This window comes from Neiella litorisoli (genome assembly GCF_014773395.1).
Classification (GTDB): Bacteria; Pseudomonadota; Gammaproteobacteria; order Enterobacterales; family Neiellaceae; genus Neiella; species Neiella litorisoli.
On record NZ_JACXAF010000015.1, the window covers coordinates 96,757 to 113,366 of the forward strand.

Below are 16,610 nucleotides of genomic sequence, written 5' to 3' on the forward strand. Positions count from 1 at the left end.
TTGTCCCCCCAACGAATTGAACTGAACTTAATTGAATTGAATCTTCGAGTCACCCAACCTGAAGGATGAATAAAATGAAAGCCAAAGCTCTTGTTGTAGCCCTGTGTTGTACTCTTGGCGTTGCCGCTCCGGTGTTCGCCAAAGGCCAAATGCCAATGGGCAAAGTTCTTCGCCAGTTAGATTTAACGGAAGAACAAAAAACTCAAATTCAACAACTACGTAACGAGCAGCGCGAAGCCGGACAAACGCAGAAAGACGCAATGACCACTGCCCGCGAAGCACACAAAGCAGCAATGCAGGCGTTGATGACCAACCCAACCTTTGATGAAGACGAAGCGGCGCGTTTAATTGATGAGCGCAATGCCCACCAAAAAGCCCGCAGCTTGGAAAAAATGCGCGCTCACCACGCGGTCATGCAGGTATTAACACCGCAGCAGCAAACTCAGTTTATTGAACTGATGGAGCAGAAAATGGAGAAGCAAAAAGAGCGCGGTGGTAAAAAAGGCAAAAAAGGTAACAAAGGCGAAAAAGGCCAAAACTTGGGCGGTAGCGGTTTTTAACCCAAATTTGCCCAGACATTGGCTCAACTCATTGAGCTGAAGGCAATATTCAGGCAGCATGTGGCACATTATTGACTGCTGCCTGAGTGATCATGCCAGCCAACCATTACGCCACATGGGTCAAACGAGCCAGTACAGCGGCAATAGTCGTAGCCATTGTACTGGTCGTCATCAAAGGAATTTGCTGGCTTTACACCGGCTCTGCGGCCCTACTCGCTTCACTCCTCGATTCGCTTATCGATGCCGTTGCCTCGGCGGTTAACTACGCCGCAATTCGCTGGGCCACCAAGCCACCCGATGCCAATCATCGTTTCGGCCATGGCAAACTCGAAGCCATTGCAGCGCTCGCCCAGAGCGGTTTTATTACTGGCTCAGCCCTGCTACTGGCGATGCATGGCATTGATCGCATGCTCAATCCAACCATAGTGAAGAACCTGCCCATTGGTTTAGCGGCAATGGCTTTTGCCATGCTCCTCACCATTGCGCTCGTCGCCTTTCAAACCATTGCCATCGCGAAAACCGACAGCACCGCGATCCGTGCCGACCGGCTGCATTACCAATCCGATATTCTGATGAACTTGGCGGTGTTTAGCTCGCTGGCGTTAACTTGGTACGGCTGGCAAGCTGCCGATGCTTGGTTTGCTCTGGCGATCGCTTGTTACATGCTGTTTAGTGTCGTGGCCATTGTCCGCCATGCTTTTTCACACTTGATGGATCGCGAGCTATCCAGCGATGAGCGGCAACAAATCATCGATCAAGTGCTACAGCATCCGCAAGTGCGCGGCTATCATGATCTTCGCACCCGTCAGTCTGCCGGAACCCGATTCATTCAGCTTCACCTTGAGCTTGATGGAGCGCTGTCACTCACCGAAGCCCATGCCATTTGCGATCAGGTCGAACGCAACGTCGCTGATCTATTTGACCTAGCGGACGTTATTATTCATCAGGACGTCGCCTCGAGGTGATAGCAAATGACGCGTTGAACTTGCTAAACTGGGCGGCACTGTTTGTTCTCCATTCAAAGAGTTTTTACTATGCCTCTGCTCGATAGCTTTACGGTTGACCACACCAAAATGGCAGCGCCTGCCGTTCGTGTTGCCAAGACCATGCAAACCCCTAAACAAGACACCATTACGGTGTTTGATCTGCGCTTTTGTGTACCCAATGCTGAAATTCTATCAGAGCGTGGGATCCACACCCTTGAGCACCTGTTTGCTGGCTTCATGCGTGACCATCTGAACTCTGATCAAGTTGAAATTATTGATATTTCGCCAATGGGCTGCCGCACCGGTTTCTACATGAGTCTGATTGGCACGCCGACCGAACAGCAAGTCGCTGACGCTTGGTTGGCGGCCATGGAAGATGTGCTGGCGGTGTCGGATCAAAATGATATTCCAGAGCTCAATGAGTACCAATGTGGCACGTTTGCCATGCACTCGTTAGAAGAAGCTCAACAAATCGCCCAAGCAATCAAGAGCAAGGGCATTGGCATCAATAGCAATGACGCATTAGCCCTGCCCCAGTCACTGCTCAGCCAATTGTAATCGTCGCCAGCCCAACGGCATTTGCAGGTGGTTGCGATCATGTAAAACAGCGCAACCATCTCTTTACTTCATGGTTCCGGTTAGCCAATATACCGGCTGGCTTTTTGAATTGTTGTTAGCGCTATGATGTATCTAATTGTCATTCTCGTCGCCAGTCTACTGGTCAATATTCTTCTCTTCGTCGAGCGCTTATCGCTGCTCAAGAAAATAGCCAAAGGCGACAAATTGCTGCGCAACACCAATCAGCAATTGCAATTAACCCGTCAGACGCTGACCCACACCGCCCATCAATTACAAGAACAGATGCTGCGCCAGGTCAACGCTCAGCAAGGCGCTATTCAGCAGCGCAATTCGCAGGTGCTGGAACATTTGATTGAGCGGCTCCCGGCCATTATTCAAACACAGGCACAAACCGGTCAAAACTACGTCCAAGTCCTGAAAACACTGCCATCACCGGAAGGCTGTAGCGTCGAAGAACTGACGGAGTACTTTAAAGAGCGCAACAAAACCTGGGCACGACTGTGGCAAATGCGCGATCCAAATGCATTGATGAAATTGATGAATGCGATGATGAGCCAGTCCACTAGCGAAGCCAAGCAACCTGAAACGTCGACCTCGTGAATGCTGTTCAGCCTCTAACCGAAGACGACCCACAACGTCAGCAGAAACTGGCTCAGTTTGTTGAGTCCCACGAACAGCAACACGCTATGACCGGCAGTCGCGGCATGCGACTGCACTACGTCTATTACCCTCAGCACAACAAGCCAACAATCGTCATTGCGCCGGGCCGAGCGGAAGCCGCTTTTAAGTATCGCGAGCTGGCGATGGACTGCTATCAACGCGGCTTTCAAGTCGCGGTGATCGACCATCGCGGTCAAGGCCTATCCGAGCGCTTTTTCCCTCAGCGCCAGCTGGGCCATATGGACGATTTTGACTATGCTGCCAACGATTTATTGCAGTTAGCCAAACGCGTTCAATTTGGCCGCCAACCGTGCTTTTTAATTGCTCACTCAATGGGCGCCACCATCGGCTTGCGGGCTTGTCAATTGGATCCCAGCCGGTTTAGTCGAATGGCATTAATGGCGCCGATGCTGTCACTGTCGTTGCCAATGCCGAGCGTTTTGATGTCACTCTATTTATGGTGGCGAAGTAGTAAAGAAAAAGTCGCTTGGCGCAAGCATCGGCAGCCACCCGATTACATATCAGCGGATCGCCGTGAATATCAAGACGGCGGCTTTCGCAACAACCCGCTGACCTCAAGCTTGGTGCGCTATAAAGCATTTCGAGAGATGTATGAGCAGCAACCAGAATTGCAGCTAGGTGGGCCAACAGCAGGCTGGCTGCGCGCCGCGCTCAAGCTCATTGCCACCGTGTTCGATCACCTTAACGACATTCAAACGCCAATGCTGGTCGCTCTGGCTGATGATGAACGCGTCGTCACACCTGCCGGCCAACACAAGCTGCGTCAGCGACTCGCGCACAGTTCGTTGCCACAACAATGGCTACAATTGGAGCAATGTCGCCACGAACCACTACTGGAAGTGGATGCCGTTCGCACCCCGTTAATCGAGCGCATCAGCGAATTTTTTACCGAACAATCGGCAACCCGCTAACGATCGGATTGAGCACTGACGCCAATCGCTCAGGCTCAGTTAATGGTAGCAAGTGCTCACTTCCAGATAATTCAATAAAATGATGCTGGGGTTGGAGTTGCTGCCAGCGTCGCCATTGCGGCACACCCAGCGTATTGGAATGCTCGGCACGAATAGCGGTGGTCGGGACCGTTAGCCGTTTCAAGATTGGCCAAACATTCGGCAGCGAGCCATAAATTGCCGCTTCCCAAACTTTGCCAAAGCGCAATTTCAACTCACCATCAGCCATTTCGAAACCATGCTCAATGTAGGCATCTAGGGCCTCATCTGACATATTGCGAAACGCCGCTGCGCGGCGATGAAAACGAAATGCTGCCTGCCGATCGGCAAACTGCTCTGGGCGCCCGAGGGTTTTCTTAATCATTGGAATGCGGCGCTTCATTGACCACGGCAACCAGCGGAGAAAGTAGGATTTGTGTGACGGCAGCATCACCGGATCGACCAAGATTAACTGGCGGAATAAGTCAGGACGCCGTTGCGCCGCCATTATGCCAAGCACAGCGCCGAGCGAATGGCCCAATAACACCACCGGCAGCAATTTTTGCGCTTCGATTTGCTGAATCAAGTCGGTCGCCAGGTGCTGCCAATTCAAGCGTGAAGGAGGCATTGGCTGGTCACGCCACAACGGCCGGTGTTCAGTGAGCCAGATCTCCAGATCATCATCAAGCTGCTGCAACAGCGGCCGATAAACCAACGGCGGAAAACCATTTGCAGGCGATAGCACCAAGGGTGTCGCATCGTGGTCGCGGTGGCGGCTTGAATGAAGGATCAGTGGGGTCATGGCTACTCCAGAAAACAACAGGGAATGTTATCCGCTGAATAGTAAAATAGCCGAATGGTCAGACCAGTTGAAATGAAGGGAAAAGCAAACGAACGGCACAACGGGCCGCTAATCAACGAACTTGCAGATCAGGGTCGCTTTGAATCAGGCCGTGATGATCAACAGTGAGTAAGGTGTGCCCGTGCTCTAAAACAGCCAGTGGCGCCATTTCGGCATTACGGACAAACAGCAAATTTGCCCCCATGTGAATCAAATCACTGACGCGATCCATCTGAAATTGTTTTAGTTTTTTTGAATGTTGCTCAGGCACAGCAACTTTTTTACGACGCTCTTTTAAGCCAAAGGCTGAGCGTGCCCCAAAAACCATGAATTCCTCTCTGGAAAATCGTTATCGCGATCGCCATCTTGTTGGCAATCGTCATTTTTTAGTCAAGCGCAAGCATATCCTTAACTTGTTGCGAAGCAATGTCAACTGGAATGTTAGGCTCGGCTAATTTATCGAGATCTGCCGCCAATTCTGGCCCTGAAGCAGCGGAATTGGCAGCAGCATGTTCACCCGACGGCCGTTATTTGGCAGTCCAGTGATCCATCCAGCGGAACACTTCGGCATACCACTGTTTGAGGTTGTCCATGTTGAGGATCCAATGATTCTCATCCGGATACATGATCAAACGACTCGGAATACCGCGGCGCTGCAGTGCAGTAAAGGCGGCAATCCCCTGATCGTATGGCACGCGGAAGTCTTTTTCGCCATGAATGACTAACATTGGCGTTTGCCAGTTGTCGACATAGTTGGCTGGGTTGAATTTGACGTAATCATCGGCGCCCTGCCACTGCGGTCCGCCCCATTCATGCTCTGGAAACCATAATTCTTCGGTGGTCGCATAGAAGCCCGGCAAGTCATATAAACCAGCATGATTAATCAAACACTTAAAGCCATCATTCCAGTTACCGGCAATCCAGTTGATCATGTAACCACCATAAGAGGCGCCAAGGGCACAGGCATTATTCTGATCCAGCCAAGGTTGCTGTTTAGCAACGGCTGCAAACCCTTTTTGAAGATCTTCGAGTGGCTTACCGCCCCAATCACGAGAAATTGAATTGGTAAACTGCTGGCCATAGCCGGTCGAGCCATGGAAATCGATCATCACCACGCCATAACCCTGTGCCGCCCACAACTGAGCATTCCAGCGGAAATGGAACATATTGCCAAACGAGCCTTGCGGGCCACCGTGGATCAAAAACGCCACAGGGTATTTGTTACCTGCTTGATAACCAACAGGCTTCACCCAGTAGCCGTAAACCGTCTCATTGTTCCAGCCAGCAAATTCAAACTGCTCGAACTGGCCAAATTGGGTATCAGCCAAGCGCGACTTGTTGACCTCGGTTAAGGCTGTTGTTTGGCGACTGCTCAAATCTAACGCATAGATGTCTTTTGGCGCATTCAGTGCGTGACGGCTAAACACCAGTTGATTGCCAGCCAAATTGAGGTCACCGGCATAGCCATCATTGAACAAGCGGGTCACTTCGCTGCTGTTGATGTCAATTTCAAAAATACTGCGCTGACCCAAATCCTGCGCCGTGACATAGAGCTTGCGGCCATCATCGCTAAAGATTAGTGAGCCGGTTGAGCGATCCCAATCGGCCGCAATTTCTTTCGATTTACCGGTCTTTAAGTCCCGCAATATGATGCCAAAACGGTCGGCTTCAAAGCCGGGCTTTTTCATCGCCAGATAAGCCAACGTTTTACCATCAGGCGAAAGCGTTGGATGGCTGTCCCAAGCTTTATTTTGCTCGGTCAGGTTAGTTATTTTTCCGCTGCCAATTTTGCTGTAATACAAATCAAAATTGGTGTGCCAAGGCTGATCCGGCCCCGGTGCTTTAGCGGCGAAAATCACCGCCTTGCCATCGTGAGTGATGGCGACTTCTTCCATGCCAGAAAATGGCCGTGCCGGTACATCGGTGTTCCAACCCAGCATCACAGGCTGTGCATCATCGATGAGCTTGCCATTGATTGAAGCCGTGTACAGGTGACGCTTGAAAGGCGGCAACCAAGTATCCCAGTGGCGTACCATTAGTTGATCGTAAACGCGACCGGTGGCTTTTTGCGCCTGATGCGCGGCAATTTTGTCAGCCGAGCATTGCAGGGTATCGCAGTTGATATCAACGCTCATCGACAGTACCAAGGTCTCGCCATCGGCGCTGAGCTTAAAACCTTCAACATCGAGTGGTAGATCAGATACCTGCACCGCCTCACCACCGTTTAGCGGCAACCGCCAGATCTGCGAGGAGCCACTGCGCGATGTAAGAAACAACAAGCCGCTGCCATCTGGCGCCCACACCACATTGTGCTCACCACTGCCGCTGGTCAGTTGGCGTGCCTCGTTCGGCTTATTGAGGCTTTTGATAAATAGATAGTTCGATTTTTTCTGGTCGTCGACCGCTGGCGATTTAACGCCATAGACCATGTGTTTGCCATCTGGCGATACCGTGACGCTGTGAATCTTATTCAAGCTGGCTATGGTATCGACCGTCAGGCCCTGAGTGTCGGCATAAACACTGTTGGCACCGGCCGCAAGCGCCAATGCCAAGAGCTGATATTTCATCGGAAAACTCCTAATTGTAATGACCTGGAAACCCGCTATTGGGCATAAAGCAGGGCTTGGTAGTTTGGTTGTTATTATTTTTGGCGCGCCAATTATACCGAATCGCCGGCTAGTTCAATCGGTTACCGAAAAAGATCCACAGTCCCTCGGGCAAGATCACAGTCTGCCGTTTTTAACAGCCTGTTTGTTGTCCTTTTATTGCACAAACGATCATTGTTGATAATATTTGCTCGCATTTGATTGATTAAATGGATTTAACTATGCGTTCTCTTCGAGCACTCGTGGCGTTGTGGTCTCTTTTCAGTGCCAGCCAAATTTTTGCTGCACCCTCGCAGCCTTTACTTCCCCTAGAGGTTTATGCCAACCCAGCAGAAATCGGCATGATGCGCCTTTCCCCCGATGGCAAACGATACGCCTATCGGCTGACTCGCGGCGACAAGAAATACCTCGTCGTGAAGCAGTTTGGGCAGGAAAAACCGATTGGCGCCATCGATATCGCAAGCATCAACCCGCGTAACATTTACTTTATTGACCAGCATCGTTTGATTTTAAGGGCTTATGAGTACACCGCGATTGGTGGCTTTATCGGCAAACACAATGTGTCAATGGCTTGGGTTTATGACTTACAGGAGCAAAAAATCAGGCAACTGCTGTTCCCGGGATATGGCATTTTCAAGGGCCAAGGAGGTCTTGGCAAAGTGGTGGGTGTCATGCCTGAACAAAACCGCATTTTTATGCCAGCCTATATCGGTGACATGTATAGCGGCGCCGATCCAATATACACCCTGACTTCTGTTCGCCTTGATCGCAAAAGTAAACCACGGAAAATGACCCTCGGCTCCCATGATGCTACCGACTTCTTCGTCGATGAAAACGGCGAGATCATTGCTCAAGAGTACTACAGCAATAAAGATGATATTCATCGTGTGCAAGCCCGACAAGATGGCCAGTGGGTCACTATTTTTGAAGAGAAAGCTCGAATCAGAAAGCGTAGCTTCGTCGGTTTAACCCCCGATCGCAGCAGTTTAGTCATGCTCAAAACCGACAAATCAGGGCGGCGAAATTACTTCACCATGTCACTACAAGATGGTGCTATTTCTAAACCACTCTTTGAAAACAAAAACGCCGATGTCGAAGGGGTGATGAAAGATCTTAACCGAGTCGTTTACGGGGTGAGATTCTCTGGATTTTATCCAAGCTATGCCTTCTTTGATCCGAAAATTGACAAGCTCTATCAGAGTATTCAACAGTCATCACCGAATCATTCTTTTACCATTTCCGACCATACTCCTGATTGGTCAAAGATCCTGTTTTACGTCGAAGGCAAAGGCAGCGCCGGCGACTACATGCTGTATGAAAACGGTGGTTTCTCGTTTGTCGATACCGCTCGCCGATACGTTCATCCGTCTCAAGTTCATCCTGTGGTCGCAACCGCCTTTCAAGCAAGAGATGACCTGACCATTCCAACGTTACTAACGTACCCGAAGACCTCACCACAGCCGGCTAAAAAGTTACCGACTGTGGTGTATCCGCACGGCGGTCCAGCTTCCTACGACAAAGTCAGGTTCAATTGGATGGCCCAATACCTGGCTAGTCGCGGCTTCTTGGTGATCCAGCCGCAATTTCGCGGCTCAAGAGGGTTTGGTAGCGCACACCGAGCGGCAGGCAACGGTGAATGGGGCAAGAAAATGCAGCATGACATCACTGACGCCGTGAAGCACTACATCGCGGCAGGCGAAGTCGATCCCGACCGCGTTTGTATCATGGGCGCCAGCTATGGCGGCTATGCCGCACTCGCAGGCGGAGCCTTTACGCCTGATTTATATCAGTGTGTTGTCTCGATTAACGGCGTCAGCGGCATTCCGGAAATGCTAGAGTTTGAAGAAGATCGCCGCGATTCTGATAGTTGGGTACTCACCTATTGGCGCAAAGTGATTGCCAACAACAACTTATCTGATGGATTTCTGGAGTCTATTTCGCCACTTCATCATGCTAAAGCATTCAAAGCGCCGGTCCTGTTGATCCATGGCGAAATCGACAAAGTAGTGCCACTCGAACAATCCGAAGACATGGCAGATGAGCTGGCCGACGAAAACAAAGAGTTTGAGTTCGTCGAGTTGGAAGACGAAGGGCACAACTTGCACCAGTCAAAATCCAAGCTGGCGACCTTAAAAGCGATCGACAAATTTTTGCAAAAGCATCTGAACAAAGCCGCATAGCGGCGACCCGAGGCAATTGCGGGCAAGTTAATTATTTCGGCAATGCAATCTGAAAGCGCACGCCAACGGGCGAATCAACCAGCTTGATCGAGCCATTGTAGGCGTTGTAGATGATGTTGCGAATGATGTTCAGGCCCAAGCCCATGTTGCCTTTGGTTTTGTTGGGGGAATAAAACGGCTCAAACACTTTGTCTTTGTCGTTGGCCGCAATTCCGACTCCGTCGTCGTGGTAGGTGATATGGATATGAGAAGACGATTCCGACACGCCAATCGAAATATGGCCGCTGTTGGAGCCGTTGAAACCGTGAACTAGCGAGTTATCCACCAAGGCGCTAAAAATTTGCCACAAGGTATAACGCGAGCGACAGCGGATCCCCGTATCGGCCTCAATCGCCATATTGGCAAAACCGGTTTGTTGCTGATAACTGGTTTTCAGCTCGCGTAACAACTCACCAATATCGAACTTGGCTTCCGATTGAAATGAACCGCTGGAATCGACCTGTTTAAAGATTTGGATCAGCTGCGAACCTTTGTACAGGTTGGATTCGGTTAGTTTGAATTTTTCTTCCAAACTTTCGAGCAATCCCGTTGCTTGCGACTGCGATAGGGTCCTGTTGGTAATGCCGCTTAGCAGGCGGTGAATATCGCTTTGCGCACAAGAAACCGCAGTCATGGCAACGCCCAGCGGCGTATTCAATTCATGGGCAATGCCAGTGAGCAACGTTTTCACCATCACCTGCTTTTCAGCTTCAAGGCGTGATGCTTCGTCGTCTTGCTGGCGCCTCACGACTTCCGACAATTCACTGTTAAGCCGTTGCAGCTCTTGGGTACGGTCATCAACAGTCTGAGCGAGTTGGCGGTTGGCTTCCAACAACTGCTGCCGATACGCCGCGTTCTCAAACACCACGGCGGCAAGGTTAGCCGAGGTTTCAATGAACTGCAGATCCTCTGCTGTCGGCGACTGAGGTTCGTTGTAATAAATAGCGAAGGTGCCATAGATTTTACCGTGTGAGCCAATAATCGGCTCAGACCAACACGCACGTAAACCAAAACCCATTGCCAGTTGCTTGTACTGTGACCAGTAGGGATGGCTATTGATGTCCTCAACCACCACCCGCTTCTTAGAAAACGCCGCCGTGCCACAAGAACCAACGCCGAGGCCGATGGAGACGCCATCCAGTGCGTCGCAATACGCCTTAGGTAACGACACCGAGGCCAGCGGATGCAGGGTTTGCTGTTGTTCGTTGAGAGCCAGCACCGAGGTTTTCATCGCTGGATTGAACTCTTCGGACTTGGCACAAAGAAAGCTGAGGATGGTATCGATTGACTCGCCTTGCGCGGCAAATTTCAACACTTCAGCCCTACCAGCTTCCAGTCGGCTCAAGCGTTGCCAATAATCGGCGTTTTTTTCGTATGTCGCGCTAGTCACTAGTATCGGCACCCGATCAATAAGAACCAATGAAATACAAGTTTAATTTTAGAGCGAGACTCTGGAATTGGCGAATGGCGCTTTATTACAGAGCATAATATCTGTTAAGTAAAAACCAAGACACCAGATCACTTATTCAAATACCGTCATAAACTGGCAACCTTGAGCTAATTGTGGATGCTGGCTTGCAGCAATCTCAAGGCTCGTTGCTGGTCGGACACCAGCCAATGGAATTAGGATCAAAAAAGCGAGCCGAAGCTCGCTTTTTCACTGAGTCGCTAGCGGTTATTCGCCTTCGAGTGGCAAATCAACCAACGGGCTGACATCGGCTTCGTAATCAACGTTGTCGAAATCAAAACCAAATAACTTGAGGAAGTCCGACTTGTAACCGGCATAATCGGTCAGTTCGAAAATGTTGTCGGTCTCAACCTGTGGCCATAAATCGGTGACCGCCTGTTGCACCGAGTCATCCAGCTCTTTGCCGTCAACCCGAATGCGGTTGGCTTCATCGAGGATTTCTTCGCTCAGGTACAACTGATTGAACAAACCACTGATTTGCTCAATACAACCTTCGTGAGTGCCCTGCTCTTTCATCACTTTGTACAGCAGTGAAATATACAGCGGCATAATTGGAATGGCAGAAGAAGCCTGAGTCACCAGCGCCTTCAGTACAGCAACATTGGCCTTGATGCCCTTGTCGCCATATTGCTTGTTCATTTCGCTCACCGCGCGATCCAAATCTTCTTTGGCGCGACCAATGGTGGCGTGGCCATAAATAGGCCAAGTCAGCTCTTTACCGATGTAGCTATACGCAACCGTGCGGGCATTGTCAGCCAATACGCCTGCTTCGGCCATCATGTCAATCCAGCGCTGCCAATCTTCACCACCCATCACCTTGACGGTATCAGCAATTTCTTGCTCATTGGCTGGCTCTACCGATACTTCGTGGATGACTTCTTTGCTGGTGTCCAACGTGCGGGCCGTGTAGCCCTCACCAATTGGCTTCAATACTGAAGTGAAGGTTTCGCCTGATACCGGATCGGTACGGCGAGGTGATGCCAACGAATACACCACCATATCAACCTGACCTAAATCTTTCTTAATCAGGTCAATGGTCTGTTGCTTAATGGCATCCGAGAATGCATCGCCATTAATGCTTTTGGCATAAATACCCGCTTCATCGGCAGCGGCATGAAAGGCTGCTGAGTTGTAGTAACCAGCCGATGCACACTTCTTCTCTGTGGGTGGCTTTTCAAAAAACACACCGATGGTTTTCGCCTCTGAGCCACCGAACGAGGCGGTAATGCGAGAAGCAAGGCCGTAGCCAGTCGATGCGCCAATTACCAGCACGCGTTTTGGGCCATCGGTGATGGCGGGCTGCTGACGAGTGTATTCGATTTGTTGTTTGACGTTTTCAGCACAACCAACTGGGTGTGCGTTAATGCAAATAAAGCCACGTACGCGCGGTTTGATGATCATAACGGTGTTGTCCTCGTGTGCACCGAATCTCGGAGCTTTTTAGTCAAAAGCCCATGAAATTGAGGTCAGGGCCTAGCAATGAAGTTGCTAATAGTGGCGGCATATTATCCATGTCTCAAGTTTTCGACAAACTCGACCACTTCATTAGCGCGCTTGCTTGCCAATATTGGGGCTTGGGTAACAACTTTGCTTTGAAAGCATCCGCCGCAAGGACGCGGCGGCTGAGCCATCAGTGACGATTTCACGGCGTCTTGAAAAGTAACGTTGTTACCCAAACCCGTCCCACTGCATCACCCGTTGCTAGCTACTTTTGCCGACAGGCCAAGCCCACCAAGCTAAACGCCAAGGTACAGGTTGTCGCCATTAACACCACCATGGGCAGCGGGCCGTGATCATTACCCAGCGTCACCAAGCCGCTGGCTAGCGCGCCCATACCGAACTGACTCGCACCAAGCAACGCCGAAGCGGTACCGGCATTGGTACGAAATAGCTCCATCACTTGTTGCGTGGCATTGGGAAAAACAAAGCTATTGACGCCAATCGCCAGCGCCATCAGCGGCACAATCGTCAGCAGTTGGCCCAGTCCTGAGGCGACCAAAGCCACTAGGCTGATTAACGCCATCAACTGCACAGTTTGTGCTCGCCGCAATACCACCCGCGCTTGGGCGCGGCCAGCTAAGCGGCCATTAAAGAAAGCGCAAGTTGCCATCACCACAACATTGGCGGCAAACAAAATCCCGTACAGCTGGGGACTGGCGCCAAAATATTCCATGTACAGGTATGGCGAGCCGGCAATAAACGCAAACATGGTTGAAGCGTGAAATGCCATACCGATAAACCACAGCCACCCTTTGGGTTCGGTTAGCACCACTTTGTAACGGCGAAACAGCGCCAACAAATTAGTGCCGCCAACGCCCGGCGCCAAATCGCCAAAGGCGCGCCAAGACCAAGCGAGAGCCACCGTGCCGTACACCGCCAGCACCCAGTAAATGGCGTGCCAATCGCCCAAGTGCAATAGAAATGATCCCACCGATGGTGCCAATAGCGGCGCCACCAGCATCACCGATAAAATCGCCGAACGAACCTTAATGGCGGCAGGACCATCAAATTTGTCGGTAATAATGGCATTAATGACGACCGATCCAGCAGCGCCACCAAATGCCTGAACAACCCGCCAAATCATAAATGACTCGACGGTGGTGGCAATTGCCGCAGCGGCACTAGCCACAACAAATAGAGCGAGGCCACCCAACATCACTGGGCGTCGGCCCAAGCCATCCGACAACGGACCGTGGACTAACTGACCTGCGGCAAAGCCAATCAAAAACGTGGTGAGCGAGCGCTGCACATCAGCTAGTGGGGTGTTGAAATCGGTGGCAATGGTTGGCATCGCCGGCAGGTACATATCGATAGCCAGAGGCGTCATGGCCACAATCATGGCCAACAAAGTAATCATGGCTGCCACGACTACCCTCTCATATCAGCAAAAATGGAGGGCAAGTATACAGGCTGTAGCCGCCAGACTTAAGACGCTCTGCGGGTTTGATGATAATCGTCGTTGTCTGCTTCGGTCTCAATCAGCGTACGGGTAATGTGACTGGCCTGAGTTCGGACATCCGTTTGAATCTCTTCGGCGAGGCCACGCGCGCCCTCAACCTGTTGTTGCACCGTGTCCATAGCGTGATTAAACAAGCTCACTTGTTGCTCTTGCTGCTGGACAAAATTATTCGCCTGATGAGCAACACTTACCGCCTGCTGCGACTTTTCACGAACGCTTTCCGAAGTATCGAGTAGTTGCTGGGCAATCTGCTTTTGATTACTGGAAGCCGTTCGAACCTCATTAATATTGCCTTCAAGGCTTGTCGAGGCCTGGCCCAGTGTTTCAAGGATCTGGGTAATTTCGCCCAATGAGTTTTGCGTTTTCATGGCCAGACCACGAACTTCATCGGCCACCACCGCAAAACCTCGGCCATGCTCTCCTGCCCGCGCTGACTCAATGGCCGCATTTAACGCCAGCAGATTGGTTTGCTCGGCAATGGTGCGAATGACATCGAGAATGGCGCTAACATCGCTGACCGAAGCGGTAAGGTCACGCAACGAGGTCAGCCCTTGCTCGGTCGCCACCGCCGTTTGTTCACTGGCGGCAATCACTTGGGCGACATCGGTCTGACTGTGAGTCATTGCCGCTTCGGTTTCCCGCGCATTAGTTTCGACTTCAGCTGAAATACGGCTTAACTCGGTAGTAATTTCTGCCAACGCCGAGGTCACTTCGCGCGAGCCAAGCAGTTGCTGCTCGGTATCATTATTGGAGCGGCAAATGTGATTAACCTGACCGCTGATACTTTCTAATGCGTTTGATACCACCTGCAGCTGATCCTGACGGCGTTTCATGTCCGCCATTTCCTGCTCAATCAGCTGATTGAAGTAAGCGGCAATCTCGCCCATTTCAGAACGCTTGTTGCGAATATCAATGGTGGTCAGCTCATCGCTTTCAAGCAGTTGCTTAAAACCTTCGCGCAGCTGCCGCAGCGGCTTCAGTACGTAGTGGAATTGCAGCAAGTAGTTCACAATGGCAATCAGCAGCAAAATAGCCACTAAGGCCCCCACCACCAGTTGCAGTCGGTCGAGCATGGCTTCGCGCTCCGCTGCGACCACCGCTTCGCCTTTGGCAACCTCGTCACCAAAGCGCTGCATGTCTTGCGCCAGCGCCTGCAAACTTTGTTCACGCTGATCCGCCAGTTGTTGTGTTTGTTGCAGTTCACCAGGGTAACGTTTGATCAGGCTAGCCAGCTCGGCAACGGCCAGTTCGCCAACTTCTTCGGCCGCTTCGTCATCGTCACCGAGAGCAAATTCATCTTGCTCTACTTCAAGGTAAACGCCGAGCAACGGCAGCGCTTGAATCCGCCGGCTCAGTTCGGCCAGATTATTAACCAGCGTGGCAATGTGTTGGCGCGCCTGAGGCTGACTATTAAACAGATCCTGACGGGCGTCACTCAACTCGTGCAGTAAACTGGCGACATCGGCACTGATATCGGTAAATTGGCGCGCCGCATTGGGGTTGTTGTCATAACCATCGGCGGCGTAGCGAATCAAGGATTTGCTACTGGACAGCATTTCTCGCTCGGCATTTTTCAACAATGCCATCGGATCGCCACTGAGTTTGCCAATGGCGCGATAGTCCGATTGTGTTTTCTGCAATAGCAAATTGACCTGTTCACTAATCGGTGCAGATATCGACGGCGGCAGCGTTGCCAAATCTTGCTCAAGCTTGCGGAGGCGTTGCTCAACCTCGACCAGCAACACGGCATCACCGGTCAGCAAATAATTCTGCAGCGATGCCACCACGCCAAGCGACGCCGCTTCTTTAATGGTTTGATAGGTGGTTCGTTGTTCACTGGCGCCATTGAGTTGACCTTTGGCCCAATACAACATGGCCATAAAGGCAAGGCTGACAGAAAACAGGGTGATGGTAGAGAACCTGGAATAGTGGGATACGCGCATCGCAGTGTCAGCCGGTAGTGAATGGTTGGCTGGCACAGTAGCCAAGAAATATGACAGATTCATGAAATTATTAAATGGTAATCAAGACGTTGCCATATAGACATCAAAACGATTTTTCTTCGTCACAATCTGATGGTGGGGCTGCTGGCCGGCCATAAAATCGGCATAGTCGGGACGTTTCACCACGACTCGCTTAGCGGCATGTTGTCGCGCGACGGCCAACAACTCATCGGCATCTTCATCAGCACCAACCAGCTGTTGAAACAAGCGCATTTCCTTTTTCACCTGCGCCGATTTGGCCCGATGGGGAAACATCGGATCGAGATAAATGACATCGTGCTGTGGCAAGGTTTCAATCATTTGTCGCGACTGACCATGATGACATTGCACCCGCTCGGCCACCCAAGGGCCAATATCGGCATCAAGACAAGCACGCTGATAACCGTCGTACAATAGCGCTGCCACTGCTGGGTGGCGCTCCACCAATGTCACCGAACACCCCAAACTCGCCAAGACCATGCCATCGCGACCTAAGCCTGCGGTGGCGTCCAACACTGTCGGGGTTTGCCCCTTTTTCAGCCCTACCGCTTTGGCAACGGCCTGACCACGACCGCCACCAAAGTTGCGCCGATGAGCAACAGCCCCCGACGCCCAGTCAACCCACACATCTCCCAACTTGGTTTGCTGGCGATCGCGCAGAACTAAACCGCGAGCAGTTAAGATCAGTTGTAATCCAGGCTGTTTAGTTGGACCAAAAGGAAGGGCAAAGCGACGAGCAAGCTGTTTGGCGCCATCGACAAGTTCGGCACATTCGGCAATAACAGAGATGGCAGTCATTC

At 51.3% G+C, this 16,610-nt stretch carries 14 protein-coding genes; 6 read left to right on the forward strand and 8 right to left on the reverse strand.

Annotated elements, in window-relative coordinates; genetic code table 11:
- The first annotated feature begins 74 nt into the window (after window positions 1–74).
- The 5 genes from IC617_RS12295 to IC617_RS12315 all read left to right on the forward strand — a co-directional run bounded on the left by IC617_RS12295 (window position 75) and on the right by IC617_RS12315 (window position 3,717).
- Complete coding sequence (locus IC617_RS12295) at window positions 75–560, forward strand: Spy/CpxP family protein refolding chaperone (protein WP_191145279.1); 486 nt, start codon at window positions 75–77, stop codon at window positions 558–560.
- Window positions 561–652: 92 nt separating this feature from the next.
- Entirely contained in the window at window positions 653–1,525 is an 873-nt protein-coding gene (locus IC617_RS12300) for a cation diffusion facilitator family transporter (RefSeq protein WP_191145280.1), read from the forward strand.
- A gap of 69 nt (window positions 1,526–1,594) precedes the next feature.
- Window positions 1,595–2,104, forward strand: a complete 510-nt coding sequence (luxS, locus tag IC617_RS12305; protein WP_191145281.1) for an S-ribosylhomocysteine lyase — start codon at window positions 1,595–1,597, stop codon at window positions 2,102–2,104.
- A gap of 123 nt (window positions 2,105–2,227) precedes the next feature.
- A complete protein-coding gene (locus IC617_RS12310; RefSeq protein WP_191145282.1) occupies window positions 2,228–2,725 on the forward strand; it encodes a hypothetical protein in 498 nt (165 codons plus the stop codon).
- Window positions 2,722–3,717 (forward strand): alpha/beta fold hydrolase, encoded by a 996-nt coding sequence (locus tag IC617_RS12315; RefSeq protein WP_191145283.1) that lies wholly within the window; start codon window positions 2,722–2,724, stop codon window positions 3,715–3,717. The genes IC617_RS12310 and IC617_RS12315 overlap by 4 nt, the downstream gene beginning before the upstream one ends.
- Here IC617_RS12315 and IC617_RS12320 read toward each other — a convergent pair.
- The 3 genes from IC617_RS12320 to IC617_RS12330 all read right to left on the reverse strand — a co-directional run bounded on the left by IC617_RS12320 (window position 3,692) and on the right by IC617_RS12330 (window position 7,143).
- Window positions 3,692–4,537, reverse strand: a complete 846-nt coding sequence (locus tag IC617_RS12320) for an alpha/beta fold hydrolase (RefSeq protein ID WP_191145284.1) — start codon at window positions 4,535–4,537, stop codon at window positions 3,692–3,694. The genes IC617_RS12315 and IC617_RS12320 overlap by 26 nt on opposite strands.
- Before the next feature lie 112 nt (window positions 4,538–4,649).
- Entirely contained in the window at window positions 4,650–4,904 is a 255-nt protein-coding gene (locus IC617_RS12325) for a hypothetical protein (protein ID WP_191145285.1), read from the reverse strand.
- Window positions 4,905–5,103: 199 nt separating this feature from the next.
- Complete coding sequence (locus tag IC617_RS12330; RefSeq protein ID WP_191145286.1) at window positions 5,104–7,143, reverse strand: S9 family peptidase; 2,040 nt, start codon at window positions 7,141–7,143, stop codon at window positions 5,104–5,106.
- A gap of 260 nt (window positions 7,144–7,403) precedes the next feature.
- On the opposite strand from IC617_RS12330, the gene IC617_RS12335 reads away from it, so the two are divergent.
- Window positions 7,404–9,362, forward strand: coding sequence for an alpha/beta hydrolase family protein (locus IC617_RS12335; RefSeq protein WP_191145287.1), 1,959 nt, complete (start codon window positions 7,404–7,406; stop codon window positions 9,360–9,362).
- A 31-nt stretch (window positions 9,363–9,393) separates the two neighbouring features.
- Here IC617_RS12335 and IC617_RS12340 read toward each other — a convergent pair whose 3' ends face one another.
- The 5 genes from IC617_RS12340 to IC617_RS12360 all read right to left on the reverse strand — a co-directional run bounded on the left by IC617_RS12340 (window position 9,394) and on the right by IC617_RS12360 (window position 16,608).
- On the reverse strand, window positions 9,394–10,791 hold the full coding sequence (locus tag IC617_RS12340) for a GAF domain-containing sensor histidine kinase (protein WP_191145288.1): 1,398 nt from the start codon (window positions 10,789–10,791) through the stop codon (window positions 9,394–9,396).
- Between the two features lie 285 nt (window positions 10,792–11,076).
- Complete coding sequence (gene fabV, locus IC617_RS12345) at window positions 11,077–12,270, reverse strand: enoyl-ACP reductase FabV (protein WP_191145289.1); 1,194 nt, start codon at window positions 12,268–12,270, stop codon at window positions 11,077–11,079.
- Window positions 12,271–12,574: 304 nt separating this feature from the next.
- Entirely contained in the window at window positions 12,575–13,726 is a 1,152-nt protein-coding gene (locus IC617_RS12350; protein WP_224745978.1) for a multidrug effflux MFS transporter, read from the reverse strand.
- A gap of 68 nt (window positions 13,727–13,794) precedes the next feature.
- On the reverse strand, window positions 13,795–15,834 hold the full coding sequence (locus IC617_RS12355; protein ID WP_191145291.1) for a methyl-accepting chemotaxis protein: 2,040 nt from the start codon (window positions 15,832–15,834) through the stop codon (window positions 13,795–13,797).
- A gap of 18 nt (window positions 15,835–15,852) precedes the next feature.
- Window positions 15,853–16,608, reverse strand: a complete 756-nt coding sequence (locus tag IC617_RS12360) for a class I SAM-dependent methyltransferase (RefSeq protein WP_191145292.1) — start codon at window positions 16,606–16,608, stop codon at window positions 15,853–15,855.
- Window positions 16,609–16,610 lie beyond the last annotated feature (2 nt).

Coding starts and splice junctions, on each gene's coding strand:
- IC617_RS12295 (WP_191145279.1), top strand. CDS start 75: ATGAAAGCCAAAGCTCTTGTTGTAGCCCTGTGTTGTACTCTTGGCGTT.
- IC617_RS12300 (WP_191145280.1), top strand. CDS start 653: ATGCCAGCCAACCATTACGCCACATGGGTCAAACGAGCCAGTACAGCG.
- luxS (WP_191145281.1), top strand. CDS start 1,595: ATGCCTCTGCTCGATAGCTTTACGGTTGACCACACCAAAATGGCAGCG.
- IC617_RS12310 (WP_191145282.1), top strand. CDS start 2,228: ATGATGTATCTAATTGTCATTCTCGTCGCCAGTCTACTGGTCAATATT.
- IC617_RS12320 (WP_191145284.1), bottom strand. CDS start 4,537: ATGACCCCACTGATCCTTCATTCAAGCCGCCACCGCGACCACGATGCG.
- IC617_RS12325 (WP_191145285.1), bottom strand. CDS start 4,904: ATGGTTTTTGGGGCACGCTCAGCCTTTGGCTTAAAAGAGCGTCGTAAA.
- IC617_RS12330 (WP_191145286.1), bottom strand. CDS start 7,143: ATGAAATATCAGCTCTTGGCATTGGCGCTTGCGGCCGGTGCCAACAGT.
- IC617_RS12335 (WP_191145287.1), top strand. CDS start 7,404: ATGCGTTCTCTTCGAGCACTCGTGGCGTTGTGGTCTCTTTTCAGTGCC.
- fabV (WP_191145289.1), bottom strand. CDS start 12,270: ATGATCATCAAACCGCGCGTACGTGGCTTTATTTGCATTAACGCACAC.
- IC617_RS12350 (WP_224745978.1), bottom strand. CDS start 13,726: ATGATTACTTTGTTGGCCATGATTGTGGCCATGACGCCTCTGGCTATC.
- IC617_RS12355 (WP_191145291.1), bottom strand. CDS start 15,834: ATGAATCTGTCATATTTCTTGGCTACTGTGCCAGCCAACCATTCACTA.
- IC617_RS12360 (WP_191145292.1), bottom strand. CDS start 16,608: ATGACTGCCATCTCTGTTATTGCCGAATGTGCCGAACTTGTCGATGGC.